Source organism: Pseudomonas sp. 5P_3.1_Bac2 (assembly GCF_025465995.1).
In the GTDB taxonomy this organism is placed as follows: Bacteria; Pseudomonadota; Gammaproteobacteria; order Pseudomonadales; family Pseudomonadaceae; genus Aquipseudomonas.
This window is the reverse complement of sequence record NZ_JANLNY010000025.1, coordinates 1-14,258: the sequence shown is the minus strand read 5'-3', so window position 1 is coordinate 14,258 and position 14,258 is coordinate 1. Positions and strand designations below refer to the sequence as shown.

Below are 14,258 nucleotides of genomic sequence, written 5' to 3'. Positions count from 1 at the left end.
TCCTACAGGTTTATTTTGGGTCTTGGTTATTCAGTGATATTTACTTTTTTGACTCGCGATGTTTATTTGCCACTCGTAAATCAGTTTATTCACTGCTGTTATCCTGATTCGCGGATCATTTGTGGATTGCTCGACAATGCTGGGCGCTGAAGGTTTTATTGGGTCTGATTGGAGAGCTAAGTTGAGTCTTAAATACTATTTTCAGCGATTTTTTTGGGGGGCATTGGGGTTCGTTTTGGCGGCCTGGAATGGCTCAATATTTTCTCATGTCTTACCAGTTCCTCCGTTGATAATTGATGGGTTCAGCGCATTGCTGTTTCCATGTGCGATAAAGTTTGTTGAGAACTTAGCGCTTAGATTTACAAGTAGAGAGTTTTGGAATAAGGGAGTGCTTATAGATACACCTGGGAAATCAGGCGGATATGCGATTTTTTATGTATTTTGCTATGTTTTTTCGATACCGCTGGGTATGGCTTATGTGCTCTGTGATGTGCTAAAGCCTCATAAAAACATGAGGCTTTAGTATGTCTATTAAGGAAGAATTAGTTTATTAGCTTTTTCAACTAATGCTTCGTCAATCATTGCCCCAGCCCGTAGGTTGGATGGCGCTGTTTTCATCCACCGGGTGCTTTATGTGCGCCGATCTATTGTCGTTTAGCGATGGGCTTTGATTGCTGCCTGGGCCCTGATTTATCGGGTCGCGTTATGGCTACTTTGCTTTGGACGTGGCATTTCCAGCATGATTTACCTACAGGCTTAGCTTAGGTCTTGGACCTGGCGGGACGCTTGGTTTAATTGGCGCGTAATGCGTGTGTACCACTCGTAAACTGCGCTTGCATATCGATCCCCGCACTATTGATTCTTCACTCGAAAGCTGTCCAATAAAACATGGAAGTAAATGGCAAGAAAATGAATGGAGATTTAAATTGAGTCGTACATACTATTTTAAGCGAATTATATGGGGCGTATTTTTTTTTGTGGTTGCCGTTTGGATCGGTTCGATGTTTAGCCATATAGCACCGATCCCTCCATTGATTGTAGATGGGCTCAGTGCCTTGCTATTTCCGTTCGCGACTAAGTGTCTTGAAGACTTCGCGCTAAGGCTTACGCGTAAAGAGTTATGGGGTAAGGGGATTTTTGCTGATACCCCGGGCAACTCGGGGGTTTATGCACTGTACTATTGTTTTTGCTATTTGTTTGCGATCCCGTTGAGCCTGATTTATCTGTTGGTTGCTTGGGTGAAGTCTCGCAATATATAGCCCCGCAGGGTGGATGATGCTGTTTTAATCTGCCGAAGTGTTCTGTGTGCGTCGATCTTATGATGCATAACTCTTGGCTTTTTTTATGCCGCTTGGGCCGTGATTTATCTGCTCGTGTTATGGTGATTTTGCCTTGGTCGTGGCATTTAGGGGAATTCTGCCAATAGGCTTATTTTAGGTATTGGCTATTCAATGATGTTGGGGTTGTTTAACTTTCAATAGTTACTCATCACTCGTAAATCAATTTTCTCACTGGCGTTAGCCCGAATCTATGGCCATTTTTAGACTGCTGAGCAATGAAGGTCGAAGAGGGTTTTAGTTGTTCTAACTGGAGAGAAAAATTGAATTTTAAGTCCGTAGGGTGGATGGCGCTTTAACCATCCACCGGGTGCCTTGTGCGCGCCGATCTATTGCCGTTTAACCATTGGCTTTTATTGCCGCAGCTTGGGTTCGTGCTCGGGCGGCGGTTTATGCGTGGGCGTGGTTTGCTCATGGTGGATCAGCTACACGCCCTGATCCACCCCATGGCTGTGGCTGAGTGGTATGGCCCGTAGGGTGGATGACGCTTTAACCATCCACCGGGTGCTTTATGTGCGCCGATCTATTGTCGTTTAGCCATGGGTTTTTGCTGGTGGCGAGGTGCAAGGTTTTGCACGTATTGGCCGCGGTTAGGTTGACTCGCTGCGGATAACTGCTGCGGCCCTTCGATTTGCAATCAAAGCCCTCTAGAGCGGGTGTTTCGCCTGCGCTGTTTGTAGGCTGATTCTTTGTGCTCAAGAGGGATGGATCGATGTTTAAGGAACTTGCAAATGCTGCGCGCGAACAGGTGAAGGCTGACACGCGCGGGTCGGAACCTTCGCCTGAGGAGTGGCGGCTGATTCGTTGCTATCGCCAGCTTAAGGCTCAGGAGCGGGAGTTTATCCGCCGTGCACTGGAGGCGTTGGTGCCGCCGGGGTAGGGGGGGCGCGCGCGGGGTGGATGGGGTTGTGGGCCTATTGGGTGGATGGTGGATCGGTGAAGCGTGATCCACCCTACGGGGCAATAATCGTTGGTTGGTGGATGGCTTGGGCGTTTGTGGTCGACTATTGCGTCGTTCCTGCACCCATGGTGTAAGCGCCTGTGCGGCGATTGCACCTTACGCCTTGGTGTGGGGCGTTCGGGCTTAATGGTGGATGGATGAAGCGCCATCCACCCTACGTGGCTGGTTGGCTGCGGTTGGTGTGGGGGTTTGCGGGGCTAGTTGGTGGTTGGCGGGGTGGATCGGTAGAGCGTGATCCCCCTGCGTTACTCTGCTTCGTCGAAGGCGCTGCGTACGGCGTGTAGCACTTGTGCGGCGCGGGTTTGGTCGGTGAGGGCGGGGTATTGTTTTTGCAGTTTGGCGGAGATCTGCCAGGCGTTTTCTTTGAGCGAGCGGATGATGCGGTTGGCGTCGGCGTCGGGCATTTCCAGCACTTCCTTGAGCTGCTCCTGGGCGCGTTGGAACACCAGCAGCACGCGGGCCTCGCTGGCCATTTCGCTGTGCACGGTGTGGGCGATGAGCTGGGCGGTGTAGAGCACATGCTCGGTTAAATCCGGGTAGCGCCAGGCAGCTTGGGCGTCTTCGTAGGCGTCAAATTCCAGGTTGCTTTGCGTGCCATCTTCGTAGGTGCGCAGTTGGGCAAAGCGGTAGGCGCTGGCGTAGCGCTGCATAAAGGGCCGCGAGAACACTTCCAGGGTGCGTTCGTAGCGGGCGCGCCAGTCCAGCGAGCTGGTGATGCTGGCCGATACGGGGAGGATCACGCCGGCCGGCACGGCGTGGTCGCGCAGCAGGCTGTCGTTGATCAAAAAACGGTGCAGGCGGCCGTTGCCGTCGCGCATCGGATGGATGTAGACGAAGCCGAACGCCAGCGTCGCCGCCCGGGCCAGCGGTTCGGCGCCGCGGGTGGCGTGCTCGAAGTGGCTGAGGCCGGCCAGCAGCTCGGCGAGGATGGCGAAGGGCGGGGCGATGTAGTGGACGATGTCTTCGCGCAGGGTCGCCTGGCCGACGAACACCGGCGAGCGGCGCAGGCCCAAGCCCAGGGCGTCGTGGCCGAGGATGCCGGCCTGCAGTTTGTGCAGGCTGGCGGCGCTGAGCGGGGCGTCGATGCGCCCGCAATACTGTGCGATCACGTGGGCGAAACGTTGGATGCGCTCGGCCTGGTCGGCCTCTTTTTCGATCAAAAAGCTCGCCCGCGATTCCTTAAACGTCAGCCAGCTGGCGGTGCGCAGCAGGATGTCGGCGCCGAAGGTTTGATTCAGCTCGGCCAGCGCCGCCTGCAGATCAAATTGCAGCGCCTGCTGCACCGCCGCGCTGCGCCGCACCAGGGGGCAGAAGGCCGCGCTGCCGGGCAGGTTGTCGTTGATCCGCCAGCGTTTGTTGCGCAGCGGCGCGACGCGGCTTAGGTAGCGCTGGGCGTTGATGGCCGCGACATAGCCACCGTTGCTCACATCCGGCACGTCGAGGCTCTGGCCGGTCAGCCATTCGTAGAAGAACCCGGCGCGCCGCGCGTATTGACCAAACGGCGCCTGCCGGCACCACGCTTCCAGCGGCGCAGGGCCGGTGGCGGCGAACAGGCGGGCGAAAAACTCCAGGTGCAGCTCTTCGTACTTGAGGCCGAACTCGAAGTGCCCGGCAAAATCGTCCGCCGGCTGGTAACTGGCCGGGTACTTATTCTCGACAAACCCCTCGCTCTCACGGCTGACCCGCGTGCTGCCAATGCGCGAAGTCACGCGCAGCGGCTGGGCAAGGTCGATGGCATAGCGTTGGGCGAGCGCCTGAAAGCCGACTGTCATGGTTGAATCCCTTAACCAAACTAAAAATATGCTAACCAGATGATGATAGTACGCGAAAACGATAATTTGGCCAGGGTGAAAGGGCTAATTTGTCCTTTAATTGGGTAATAAATAGGATGGTTTTGTTGAAAATAGTATTTGGGCGGGGGATGGTTACGGCTCTTGGCTGCGGATACGCGCCTGGTGCATTGCATGCGGCCTACGGTGGAGAGGCGTAGGGTGGATCGGGGCGCTTAGTTGGCGCTTTATCCATTCACCATGGCCGTTCACCGAGGTGCGGCGTAAATGGTGGCCAAGCTGCGCGTTGACCACCCTACGGGCGGGGTTGGTGCATTTTATGCGCCCTACGGTGGAGAGTAGGGTGCAATCGCCGCACAGGCGCTTGCACCGATGGTGTGGGGCCGACGCAATAATCGGCGTAAGGCGTAAGGCGTAAGGCGTAAGGCGTAAGGCGTAAGGCGTAAGGCGTAAGGCGTAAGGCGTAAGGCGTAAGGCGCAGGGTGGATCGGGGCGCTTAGTTGGCGCTTTATCCATTCACCATGGCCGTTCACCGAGGTGCGGCGTAAATGGTGGCCAAGCTTCGCGTTGACCACCCTACGGGCGGGGGTGGTGCATTTTATGCGTCCTACGGTGGAGAGTAGGGGGCAATCGCCGCACAGGCGCTTGCACCGGGGGTGCTGATCCACCGAACCACCGAGCTATCGCGGCAACGGTGGCCAAGCTGCGCGTTGGCCACCCTACGGGTGGGATTGGTGCATTGCATGCAGCCTACGGCTGCGGGTGGGGGTGGTGCATTGCATGCGCCCTACGTGGGGGCTCCTGTGGGGGCGAGCATCCAGAGGTGTTGTGGGGTGGCGCGGCGCAGGGCTTCGGGGCGTAGCCAGCGGGCGCCGCCTTGGTGGGCGGCCCAGGCGACCAGTTCGGAGCAGAACCAGGCGTCATCGTCCTGCCAGTCGCGGTGCAGGCCGAGGCCGGCGATGGCGCTCCAGTCGTAGGGTTTGCCCAGTTGGCTGCGCGCGGCGGCGATTACCGCAGGGGCATCAGCCGCAGGCAGGTCGACCAGGCAATAATCAGAGGCGCGGGCAATGGCATGCGCCAGGGTGGTTTCCCGTACCCCGGCCAGGGCGGTGGCCTCTATCACGCGGTCGGCATCGACCAGGGCCACATGGCTCCAGCGTGACCACGTGCTGGCGCGAATCAGCAGGCTAAACGGATAGCGGCTGGTGCTGAACAGCAAGCGCACGCTCATGGTCAGTTGCCGATGTTATTGCCGATGCCGGCAGCTGCGGTGTTGATGGCTTGGGCGCAGGTGTCGGCCACAAGGCGCGCTTGTTCGCTGTCGTCTGCTGCCATCAGCGCGCGAACTTGGGCTTTACCGGCCAGCCGCACTTCACGCAGGCGATACAGCACCTCGGTGATGCTGCTTGCCTGCGCGAGGATATCCTCCGCGGCTTGTTGGGCGGTGCGTCCGTCCACGGCCCAGGCGGCCACCGTACGCGGCACGTCGTCGGCTGGGTAGCCCGCCTCCTGGAAGGTCTGCGCCTCGCTGGCGGCGAGCTTGTATTCTTCGCTGCGCAGGGCATCGCCGACGATGCTGATACGCGCGTAGTCAGCCGTGGTGTCGATGTGTTGGCACAGTTGGGCGCTCAGCGCGCTGTGATTACGCGCCTTCAGCTCGGCACTAAATACCCAGCCATTTTGCTGCCAGATATGTGCCGGTGATGGTCTTGGCGTGGCGCTCAGCTCTGCCGGCAGCGGGCCCAGCTCCGTGTGCTCAACGGGATTGCCGGTGCTGGTGTGATACAGCGTGCCGCGAAAGTCCTCCAGCAGTTGCCAGCCTTGTTCGGTGCGCACCGCGACCTGGTTGTGCGCCGCCGTGGGGGGCGCATCCAGGTAAGCGTGGGCGGGCACTAGGTAATGCTCTGCATCGAGGGGGTCCGGATCGGCGAAGGCACTGCCGAGGTATTCGCCAGTGATGGGGTGGGCAAGGTAGATAGCGGGAGCGCTCATAACGGACCTCAGTATTTGATGCAAATGAGTAGGGCGACGTTGCGTGGGCGGGTTTCGGTGCCGCCCCCGCCGTTGTTAAAAATCGCATTGGATTGCACGTTGTTACCGGGGGCTAGGCCGTAGTTGCCCGTGGTGCCGACGTCGGCGAAATACTGGAAGTTACCCATGCTGGGATAGATCGCCGAAGCGTGGTTATGGCCCTTAAAGGTATCGCCTTGGATTGTGCCAAAGGCGCGGCTGGCATCGACGCTGCGGCCATCATCCCAGCCGCGGATAAACTCGCCGCGCAGATCCGGCAGGTTAAAGGTGGTGCTGCCGTTGCCCGCACCAAAGGTGGTGCCGATGGCGTTAAACAAATACGTGTAGCTACTGCGCGAAACGGCTGCGCCATTGGCTTTCAGCCAGCCTGGGGGCGGGGTGTTTCTGGCAAAAGCGCAAATGGCCCCCGCGCCGACGGCGGCTTGGGCAAATTCGGTGGTAGCTACTTGGTTGTTAGTGGTGCCGGCGGCAGCGGTGGCGGCGGTGGGCACGCCGCTTAAGGCTAAGTTGGTCGGGATATCCGCGGCGCTGAGCGCGGCACCGGCGATGACGGTGCCTTTGGCGTTGACCGTAACTTTCGGGTAGGTGCCGGCGGCCACGCCGCTGTCGGCCAGGACGATGCCGTAACCGGCCAGGGTAGTCGGTTTGCCGCTGGTGATTTTGCTCCAGTCCAGTGCCGGAATGTCTGCAGCTGCCAGGGCCGCGCCGGCGGTGACGGTGCCTTTGGCGTTCACCGCGACTTTCGGGTAGGTGCCGGCGACCACGCCGCTGTCGGCCAAAACGATGCCGTAACCGGCCAGGGTGGTCGGCTTGCCGCTGGTGATTTTGCTCCAGTCCAGTGCCGGAATGTCCGCAGGCGCCAGGGCCGCGCCGGCGGTGACGTCGCCTTTGGCGTTCACTGTAACTTTCGGGTAAGTGCCGGCGACCACGCCGCTGTCGGCCAGAACGATGCCGTAGCCGGCCAGGGTAGTCGGCTTGCCGCTGGTGATTTTGCTCCAGTCCAGTGCCGGAATGTCTGCAGCTGCCAGGGCCGCGCCGGCGGTGACGTCGCCTTTGGCGTTCACTGTGACTTTCGGGTAGGTGCCGGCGGTGACGCCGCTGTCGGCCAAAACGATGCCGTAGCCGTCGAGGCTGGTCGGCTTGCCGGTGGTGATTTTGCTCCAGTCCAGCGCGGGAATATCCGTCGCTGCCAGGGCCGCGCCGGCGGTGACGTCGCCTTTGGCGTTCACCGTGACTTTCGGGTAGGTGCCGGCGGTGACGCCGCTGTCGGCCAGGACGATGCCGTAGCCGGCCAGGGTGGTCGGCTTGCCGCTGGTGATCTTGCTCCAGTCCAGCGCCGGAATGTCCGCCGGCGCCAAGGCCGCGCCGGCGGTGACCAGGCCCTTGGCGTTGACGGTGACTTTGGGGTAGGTGCCGGCGCTGACGCTGCTGTCGGCCAGGGTCAGGGCGATGCTGGCGTTGGCGCTGCCGTCGAAGGTGGTGCTGCCGCTGCCGGCGCCGGTGACGGAGAGGGTGCGCGCGGTGCTCAGGCGGTTGGCCTTAAACACGGCCAGGCTGCCGCTGAGCAGGTCGTCGATTTTGTTTTTCAGCCACGCGGTGCGTCCGCCCAGCTGGCTGGCCTGGCGGTTGGCGATGCCGGCGGGGCCGCCGAGCACCGGGTCGGTGGTTTCAATCTGGTAAATGCCGTCTGCGTAATCGGGCGTTTCTGGCAGGTTAGCCATTAGCTGCTCCCATAGTTGTATTGGCCGTCATAGGCGGCGACTTGGTTGTATCGAATCGGTACCGCCGTGTACTCCAGCGAGGCCAGGCGACAGCGGGCCGGGGCGATGCTGCGCAACACGCGGCGCAGCAGCTCGGCTTGATCGTTGGTGATGGCTTGGTTGAGGAACACCCGGTACACCGGCCAACTGCCGCTGGCGCCGTAAACGCGCAGGCCGTCGAAGTTGGCCTGGCCGTCGTAGGGCAGGCCGCCCAGGCCTTCGAGGATGCTGATTTCACCGAAGCCGAGCCGGCGCACCACCTCGCGGATCGACCACGGCGTGCCTTTGTAGCGGTGCAGGGTGATGGCGTTGTTGAGCAGCTTGCGCCGCGCCTCGTCGGACTCGGCCAGCTGCCACGCGGCTTCATCGAGCAGGGAAAACTGCTCGGCCAGCACCGGCAGCAGCGGCGCCTTGACCTGATCGACCAGGTACACCGCCAGCGCTGCCACATCCAGCGCGGCGTAGTTTTCCGTCAGCAGCTCGCACAGCTGGGCAAACCGCTGATCACCGGCCAGGGCGGGCGGCAGTTGATGCTCAGCCATCGACCACTCCGGCGTCGCGCAGTTGGATGCTGTGGCAGTTGGCCCAGGCGTGGGCCGGCACCTCGGTCAGCAGTGGCTGGCTGAGGGCGGCGCGGTAGACGCCGGGCACTTGCAAGGTGGCGATCAGTTGTTCGGGGACGATATCGCGGCCTAAGCCGGCGCGCCGTTCGGCGGCCCAGGCCTCGGCGGCGGCTTGGGCCTGGGCCAGGGCTTGATCGCGATCGGCATTGGCGTAAAAGCTCAGGTTGGCCTCGATGTTAAAGGCCACTTCGGGCGGCGCTTGGGTGTGCACGGTGTCGCACAGCGGGCGGCGTTTTTCCGCGCTCAAATAGGCTTGCACCTGGTTGAGCAAATCGGCGCTGGGCAGCCCCGTGCGGGTCAGTGGCAACAAGGCGACGTGGCCATCCTGCTGGCCGTCGTCGGGGCCCAGCACGGCCACATCAATAATCGACGGATGCACCGACAGCGCGTGATAGCGATAAGCGCCGCGGCTGCCGGCGTTGCTGTACGCCTCGGGGGCGAGAATGATGCGCTCGCGGTAGCGCTCATCGGTTTCATCATCGGCGCCATCGGCACTGACGGTGATGTTACTGGCCTGCAGCCCCGACACTGGCGCCGCGCTCAGCACACTGATCTGCCCCACGGCCCAGCCGTTGCCCTGGACGCCGGCGGTTAGGCAGGTGGCCCAACTTTGCCCCTGCACTTGGCCGGGGGCGAGGACCACGTCGGCATCGCTGATAAAGCTCAGGCGGCCATCCTGGCTGCTGACTTGGGTACCGGCGGGGATGCGCTGACTCTGGCTGCTGGGCGCGCTTAAGCTGAACTGCAGCAAGCAACGCGCCGGCTGCGCGGGCAGGCGCGCGGTGCCGACCAGCTCGCCTAAATAATCGAGAATCGGCGCGCTGCTGTAGCGCACCAACAACTGCTCGCCGGCGTGCTGAATGGCCAGCAACGCCAGGCTCTGGGCATAGGCCAGTTGATCAATAAATAAGCGCTCGATCTGCGCCGGGTAGAGGGTCTTGCCGGACTTGGCCTCATAGCGGGCCACCAGATCAGCCTCGATGGCGGCCGGGTCGACCTTAACGAACTCAGGCGCTGGAAGAACGCGCATAGGGCACCTCGGTTTGCTGAAGAACGCCGTCGGCCACCTTCCACTGCACGCGCAGCACAATGTGGCTCGACTCAATCGTGGTGAGCACCTGCACCAGCGTCACACGCGGCTCCCACCGCCGAATCGCCTCCACCGCCTCGCGCACCAGATGCGGCACCACGCGGTGGGTGGGCCAGTCGAGATAACGCTGCAACTCGCTGCCAAACTCCGGCCGATGCGGGTCGCTGCCACGCGGCGTGGTGAGGATGATGCGAATGGCCTGGTCGATGTCGCGCAGACCTTCCACCACCTCACCCGCCGCACCTAAGGCCGGCTGCCAGTGGGTGGCGCTGATGCTGGAGTAATCAATAGGCGTGCTCATGCCGCCATGCTGCGGCGCAGGCCGCCAGGGGGCTTTTAATCGGCATTAAAGAGGGCCCGCGCGGGATAAACGTGGGTGCAAGCGCCAACGCAAGAATCGGCGGGGCGCGTAGGGTGCAATCGCCGCACAGGCGCTTGCACCGATGGTGCGAGGTCAGCGCAAAAATGGGTGTGACGCGTAGGGTGGATCGGGGCGCGTAGCTGGCGCTTTATCCACCCACCATGGCGATCCACCGTGCGCACGCGTGAATGGTGGCCAAGCTTCGCGTTGTCCACCCTACGGGCGGTGCGCAGCCCACGCAAGAATGGGCGCGAGGCGCAGGGTTTGGGTGGGTTAGTGTTTGTGGTGGTTGGAGTTGCCGCCGGCGTCCATCACGGTGCCGCTGGCGTTGAGGTTGCCGTTGATTTGCAGGTTGCCGTTGAGGGTGGTTTGGCTGGCGTCGAGGGTGACGCTGGGGGCTTTGACCAGCACCGGGGCGCCGGCTTCGATGCGCAGGCTTTGCGCACACTTGAGGGTCACCGCGCCGACGCAGTCGAGCGTCAGCAGGTGGGCGGCGCGGTCGTAGGTGAGCAGGGTGCCGTCGCTAAAGCGCACGTAGTCGGTGTCTGGGTCCACCACGGGCGGCGGCTCGGCGCTGGAGTAAACCCCGCCCAGCCACACGCCGCCCACGCCATCGGCGCTGAGCAGCACGGCGCCTTGTTCCCCCAGCTCGGGCAGCAGTGGCCGGCTTTGGTTGGCCTGGCTGTGCCGTTGCGGCACGTTAAGCCAGTAACTTTCGACGCCGTCGCGCTCATCCAAACGCACCCGTACGCGGCAGGTGCGGTAGTCGATGGCGCTGATTTCGCCGTATTCCAAGGTGCTGCTCATGGGCCGGTCTCGCTGGCTAAGGAAAGTGAAAGCACGGCTGCGTGGGTCAGCCGGTGCGCCGCCCAGACTGCGTCACGAAGATTGGCTGAGGACGGGCAGGGCATAGGGGCCGCCACTGCGGCGTCAGTCGCTGCCGCCGATGCACCGCGCTGCAGGCCGAAGTGGCCGCCGCTGGGTGGCCGGCGCGTGGGCGGCAGAGCCAACCCTAGGTGGCGCGCCACGGCTTGGCTGAGGGCGCTGCTGTGAGCACGCGCTGTAGCTGGACTGCGGGCTGGCGACTGGACAGAGGCGCGGCGCGGCGCTGCGGGGTTGGCGACGATGGCGCGGCTTTGAGTGAAGCCCTGCGCGGCACTGCGCTTCCACCCATGTCGGTGCTGCGCGCCAGTGCTCAGCCCCATGGGCGCCGGTTGGCCCCAGTCGGCACGGCGCTGCAACCGCGCCAGAGCCCTGCCAAGGCTCCTAAGTGCTGCGCGGCACCACGCTGCTGCCCCCGCCGTATCGCGCTTGCCCAGCAACGCGCCGGGCGCTGCGAGAGCGCAGCATGCAGTCATCATGTTTATGCCGTCCGCTCTGGGCTATCGAGGCCAAAGGATTGCAGCGCCGGCGGCGCGTCTGTGCTGTTGTTGGCGGCATCGTCCGGCAGGCGCAGCCGGCACAGTTGTTGTTCGCTGCTGTAGCCGCTGCTGCGGCACCGCGCTGCTACCCCCGCCGTATCGCGCTTGCCCAGCAACGCCCCGGGCGCTGCGAGAGCGCAGCATGCAGTCATCATGTTCATGCCGTCCGCTCTGGGCTATCGAGGCCAAAGGATTGCAGCGCCGGCGGCGCGTCTGTGGCGTTGTTGGCGGCATCGTCCGGCAGGCGCACGCGGCACAGTTGTTGTTCGCTGCTGTAGCCGCTGCTGCGGCTGAAGCTGTGGCGCGAGGCGGTGATCAGGTAGTGGCCGGCCAGCACGTCGGCGCTGGTCAGGTTGAGCACGTTGCCGCTGATCAGGTGCGGGCGGCCCATCATCGACCAGCTGCTGGTGGTGCGTTCGCGGTTGGCTTTGGCCAGCTCGGCCTGGGCTTTGGCGGTGGCCACGCTCAAGGTGGTGCTGCGGCTGCGCACTTTACGGGTGTCGGCGCTGCTGCTGGTCTGGCTGGCGCTGCTGGGCAGGGCGTGGCTCTGGCTGTTGGCCACGCGCACGCTGACCAATTGCTTGCTGGCCGGGTCTTTGTGTTTCACCTCGGCGGCCTTGGGCACCTGTTTGATCTGGTCGCGAAAACTCGCACTGCGCAGTTCGTTGATCGCCACCTCGGCCACCGGCACGGCGCTGGCCAGGTCGCTGATGGCGTGGAACACCAATTGCTGGCCGCGCACTTTAAAGGCGTAGTCGTACTCATCGGCCAGCTGCCGTAAAAAGGCCAGGTCGCCTTCTTGCTGGGTGAGGCGGTCGAACTGGATCGGCTCGATCTTGCCGACCAGCGTCAGGCCCTGGCGCGCGGCGATTTGCTGGACCACCGCGGGCAGGCTGAGCTGCTCGTAGGCGCGGTGTTCAGGGGTGCGCACGGCGCTGGTGATGCTGGCGGCGAGGGCGCGGATGTTGACGGTGGCGGGGCTGAGGCTGACTTCAATTTCATCGATCACAAACTCGCCCAGCAGGCGCGGCGCCTGGCCTTGCCAGCCGAGGGCTAAGCTGAGCCGATCGCCATGGCCGGGGTACCACGGCCCGGTCCATTTGCCCTCGGTGTTCTCCAGGCTGACGCTGAGCTCATCGGACTGGCCGCTTAAGTAGTCGCTGTAATCCAGGCTCAGCAGGTGCGCGCTGATGTCGTAGGTGATGTCGCGCTGCTGGTAGCTGAGGGCGAAGTAGGCGGCGGGCACTTCGTTGTTGCGATCTAAAGCGTCCATGGCATATCCAGGCTGATGAGGAAAACCGCGCGCGCTGTGCTTAAGGGCTGAGCCCCCGGCGCCCGGCTGCGCTTAACGCACCGGGGGCGATTGGCGCGCACGCGCACCGGCCAGCCGGCAGTGCCGCGCGTCAGCCGGCAGCGCGGCGGGTTAATCGCGAAGGCGGCGCCAGGCTCTGCGCCACAGCGCCTTAGCGCAGCCATGGCGGCAAGTCGGCGCTGATCGGCTGCACCTCCAGCAGCGGGATCAACAGCTTCAGCCCCGCCGGCAGCGCGCGGCTGATCGGCACGTGGGGGTTGGCCTTGACGATGGCCGCATAGCGCACGGCCGAGCCGTAATAGCGGCTGCTGAGTTGGTCCCAGCGCTCACCGGCACTGGTGATATGGGTCAGGTAGTTGTCGCTCATTAGGGACTCCGGGTCAGCACCTTGGCGGCCAGTTGACTTAAGCGCGGCGCGGCCGTGTTCAAGCGCGTGGCGGCGGAATCTATCGAGTCGCTGGCGCTTTGCACCTGCTTGGCGACGTTGTTCAGGTTGACGGCTTGAAGCGCCTGCACGGCGTGATCGACATCGTTGTAAGCATCGCTGGCCAACTGCACCAGCTCGGCGCCCTCGGCCAGTTGTTGGGCCACGCCTTGCAGGGCCTGCAGCGGCGGTAAAATCTGTGCGCTCTGGCTGAGCAAGCGCGGGGTCTGGGCCAGCAGTTGCACGGGGTTGCTGCTTAACGTCTGCACGGTGCTGTAGAGCTGGCCGGCGCTGCCAAGCAGGTTGCCGGCTTTTTTGCTCAGGCTCAGCGCCTGCTGGCGGGCGTTTTGCGGCAGCACCGCCAGCGCCGACAGGGCCAGGGCGTTAAACAGCCCGGCGCTGCGCAGGGCTTGCGGCGCGGCCAGGGGCTTGCTGTAGGCGCCGCTGTACTCGCGCAAGGTGAGGCTGACGCGGGCGACAATCAGGCGCCCGGCCTCGTCGGTTTTGCTGGTGGTGACATCCAGCGCGGTGAGCACAAACACCCCACGGTAATCGCCACTGCCCAACACCAAAGGCAGCGGCTGATGGGCACTCTTGGCTTTTTTCAGGTTGGCGATTTGCGCTTCCGGGTTGACCAGCGCGGCGTGCAGGGCGATCTCCAGGCTGAGTTCTTGCAGCCCCTCACCGACCCATTGCAGCAGCGGCTTGCCTTGCATGCGCGCATGTTCGGCGTAATCGCTGGTGCCGCGTTCGGCCAGGCTGCTGGGGTGGTTGAGCAGCTCAAATTCGATCTCACCTAACAGGGCCCAAATCATCCGATATCTCCATAACCACGGCGCGCTTGGCCGTTTTGATAGCGCTGCATCAGGCGCTCGAAATCGGCATAGCTCAGCTGCAGCGCTTGCTTGACCTGGGCCCCGGCCTCGGCGTCGCCTTTGAGCTGAATCACCGGGTTAAAGTGGATGGCCGGTGCCGCCGGCGCCGCTGCCGCGCTGGCCACCCGGCTGAACGCCACGCTGTTGGGCGGCGGCAACGTGGCCGTGGGCGCGGCCTGTCTCTTATAAACATATGACGCTGCCGACGAAACATACCTAGTGTAGATCTCGGTGGTCGCCGTATCATTAAAAAAGGGGGGGGGGGGGGGGGGG

General features: G+C 62.7%; 15 protein-coding genes. 2 read left to right on the top strand and 13 right to left on the bottom strand.

Annotation, left to right across the window (positions count from 1 at the left end; all coding sequences use genetic code 11):
* Positions 1 to 136 precede the first annotated feature (136 nt).
* Together NTD81_RS21475 and NTD81_RS21470 are read left to right on the top strand one after the other, a co-directional pair.
* Complete coding sequence (locus NTD81_RS21475; protein ID WP_410017171.1) at positions 137 to 523, top strand: colicin E1 family microcin immunity protein; 387 nt, start codon at positions 137 to 139, stop codon at positions 521 to 523.
* A 478-nt stretch (positions 524 to 1,001) separates the two neighbouring features.
* Positions 1,002 to 1,259: a colicin E1 family microcin immunity protein gene (locus NTD81_RS21470; RefSeq protein ID WP_410017172.1), complete on the top strand. Its 258-nt coding sequence runs from the start codon at positions 1,002 to 1,004 to the stop codon at positions 1,257 to 1,259.
* Between the two features lie 1,284 nt (positions 1,260 to 2,543).
* Here the strand turns inward: NTD81_RS21470 and NTD81_RS16285 are convergent.
* The 13 genes from NTD81_RS16285 to NTD81_RS16225 all read right to left on the bottom strand — a co-directional run bounded on the left by NTD81_RS16285 (position 2,544) and on the right by NTD81_RS16225 (position 14,125).
* The gene (locus NTD81_RS16285) at positions 2,544 to 4,070 is read right to left on the bottom strand and encodes a Fic family protein (protein WP_262183712.1); all 1,527 of its coding nucleotides are present in this window, start codon (positions 4,068 to 4,070) and stop codon (positions 2,544 to 2,546) included.
* Between the two features lie 805 nt (positions 4,071 to 4,875).
* Positions 4,876 to 5,319 carry a YiiX/YebB-like N1pC/P60 family cysteine hydrolase gene (locus NTD81_RS16280; protein WP_262183711.1) on the bottom strand — a complete coding sequence of 148 codons (444 nt, stop codon included), beginning with the start codon at positions 5,317 to 5,319 and terminating at the stop codon, positions 4,876 to 4,878.
* Positions 5,320 to 5,321: 2 nt separating this feature from the next.
* A complete protein-coding gene (locus tag NTD81_RS16275; protein WP_262183710.1) occupies positions 5,322 to 6,080 on the bottom strand; it encodes a hypothetical protein in 759 nt (252 codons plus the stop codon).
* 8 nt (positions 6,081 to 6,088) lie between these two features.
* On the bottom strand, positions 6,089 to 7,840 hold the full coding sequence (locus tag NTD81_RS16270) for a phage tail protein (protein ID WP_262183709.1): 1,752 nt from the start codon (positions 7,838 to 7,840) through the stop codon (positions 6,089 to 6,091).
* Positions 7,840 to 8,421 (bottom strand): phage tail protein I, encoded by a 582-nt coding sequence (locus NTD81_RS16265; RefSeq protein ID WP_262183708.1) that lies wholly within the window; start codon positions 8,419 to 8,421, stop codon positions 7,840 to 7,842. Before NTD81_RS16265 ends, NTD81_RS16270 begins: the two co-directional genes overlap by 1 nt.
* Complete coding sequence (locus tag NTD81_RS16260) at positions 8,414 to 9,532, bottom strand: baseplate J/gp47 family protein (RefSeq protein ID WP_262183707.1); 1,119 nt, start codon at positions 9,530 to 9,532, stop codon at positions 8,414 to 8,416. Before NTD81_RS16260 ends, NTD81_RS16265 begins: the two co-directional genes overlap by 8 nt.
* On the bottom strand, positions 9,510 to 9,893 hold the full coding sequence (locus NTD81_RS16255) for a GPW/gp25 family protein (protein ID WP_262183706.1): 384 nt from the start codon (positions 9,891 to 9,893) through the stop codon (positions 9,510 to 9,512). The genes NTD81_RS16260 and NTD81_RS16255 overlap by 23 nt, the downstream gene beginning before the upstream one ends.
* A gap of 333 nt (positions 9,894 to 10,226) precedes the next feature.
* Entirely contained in the window at positions 10,227 to 10,760 is a 534-nt protein-coding gene (locus NTD81_RS16250; RefSeq protein WP_262183705.1) for a phage baseplate assembly protein V, read from the bottom strand.
* A 556-nt stretch (positions 10,761 to 11,316) separates the two neighbouring features.
* Positions 11,317 to 11,535, bottom strand: coding sequence for a hypothetical protein (locus NTD81_RS16245; RefSeq protein ID WP_262183703.1), 219 nt, complete (start codon positions 11,533 to 11,535; stop codon positions 11,317 to 11,319).
* Positions 11,532 to 12,647 carry a phage late control D family protein gene (locus NTD81_RS16240; protein WP_262183702.1) on the bottom strand — a complete coding sequence of 372 codons (1,116 nt, stop codon included), beginning with the start codon at positions 12,645 to 12,647 and terminating at the stop codon, positions 11,532 to 11,534. Before NTD81_RS16240 ends, NTD81_RS16245 begins: the two co-directional genes overlap by 4 nt.
* Before the next feature lie 190 nt (positions 12,648 to 12,837).
* Positions 12,838 to 13,053, bottom strand: a complete 216-nt coding sequence (locus NTD81_RS16235) for a tail protein X (RefSeq protein ID WP_262183701.1) — start codon at positions 13,051 to 13,053, stop codon at positions 12,838 to 12,840.
* Positions 13,053 to 13,925, bottom strand: coding sequence for a phage tail protein (locus NTD81_RS16230; RefSeq protein WP_262183700.1), 873 nt, complete (start codon positions 13,923 to 13,925; stop codon positions 13,053 to 13,055). The genes NTD81_RS16235 and NTD81_RS16230 overlap by 1 nt, the downstream gene beginning before the upstream one ends.
* Complete coding sequence (locus NTD81_RS16225) at positions 13,922 to 14,125, bottom strand: hypothetical protein (protein ID WP_262183699.1); 204 nt, start codon at positions 14,123 to 14,125, stop codon at positions 13,922 to 13,924. The genes NTD81_RS16230 and NTD81_RS16225 overlap by 4 nt, the downstream gene beginning before the upstream one ends.
* Positions 14,126 to 14,258: the final 133 nt, after the last annotated feature.

What these genes read in the sequence shown, in the direction of transcription:
- NTD81_RS16230 (WP_262183700.1), bottom strand. Translation starts at nt 13,925, where the DNA reads ATGATTTGGGCCCTGTTAGGTGAGATCGAATTTGAGCTGCTCAACCAC.
- NTD81_RS16285 (WP_262183712.1), bottom strand. Translation starts at nt 4,070, where the DNA reads ATGACAGTCGGCTTTCAGGCGCTCGCCCAACGCTATGCCATCGACCTT.
- NTD81_RS16255 (WP_262183706.1), bottom strand. Translation starts at nt 9,893, where the DNA reads ATGAGCACGCCTATTGATTACTCCAGCATCAGCGCCACCCACTGGCAG.
- NTD81_RS21470 (WP_410017172.1), top strand. Translation starts at nt 1,002, where the DNA reads ATGTTTAGCCATATAGCACCGATCCCTCCATTGATTGTAGATGGGCTC.
- NTD81_RS16280 (WP_262183711.1), bottom strand. Translation starts at nt 5,319, where the DNA reads ATGAGCGTGCGCTTGCTGTTCAGCACCAGCCGCTATCCGTTTAGCCTG.
- NTD81_RS21475 (WP_410017171.1), top strand. Translation starts at nt 137, where the DNA reads ATGCTGGGCGCTGAAGGTTTTATTGGGTCTGATTGGAGAGCTAAGTTG.
- NTD81_RS16270 (WP_262183709.1), bottom strand. Translation starts at nt 7,840, where the DNA reads ATGGCTAACCTGCCAGAAACGCCCGATTACGCAGACGGCATTTACCAG.
- NTD81_RS16260 (WP_262183707.1), bottom strand. Translation starts at nt 9,532, where the DNA reads ATGCGCGTTCTTCCAGCGCCTGAGTTCGTTAAGGTCGACCCGGCCGCC.
- NTD81_RS16235 (WP_262183701.1), bottom strand. Translation starts at nt 13,053, where the DNA reads ATGAGCGACAACTACCTGACCCATATCACCAGTGCCGGTGAGCGCTGG.
- NTD81_RS16265 (WP_262183708.1), bottom strand. Translation starts at nt 8,421, where the DNA reads ATGGCTGAGCATCAACTGCCGCCCGCCCTGGCCGGTGATCAGCGGTTT.
- NTD81_RS16245 (WP_262183703.1), bottom strand. Translation starts at nt 11,535, where the DNA reads ATGAACATGATGACTGCATGCTGCGCTCTCGCAGCGCCCGGGGCGTTG.
- NTD81_RS16250 (WP_262183705.1), bottom strand. Translation starts at nt 10,760, where the DNA reads ATGAGCAGCACCTTGGAATACGGCGAAATCAGCGCCATCGACTACCGC.
- NTD81_RS16275 (WP_262183710.1), bottom strand. Translation starts at nt 6,080, where the DNA reads ATGAGCGCTCCCGCTATCTACCTTGCCCACCCCATCACTGGCGAATAC.
- NTD81_RS16240 (WP_262183702.1), bottom strand. Translation starts at nt 12,647, where the DNA reads ATGGACGCTTTAGATCGCAACAACGAAGTGCCCGCCGCCTACTTCGCC.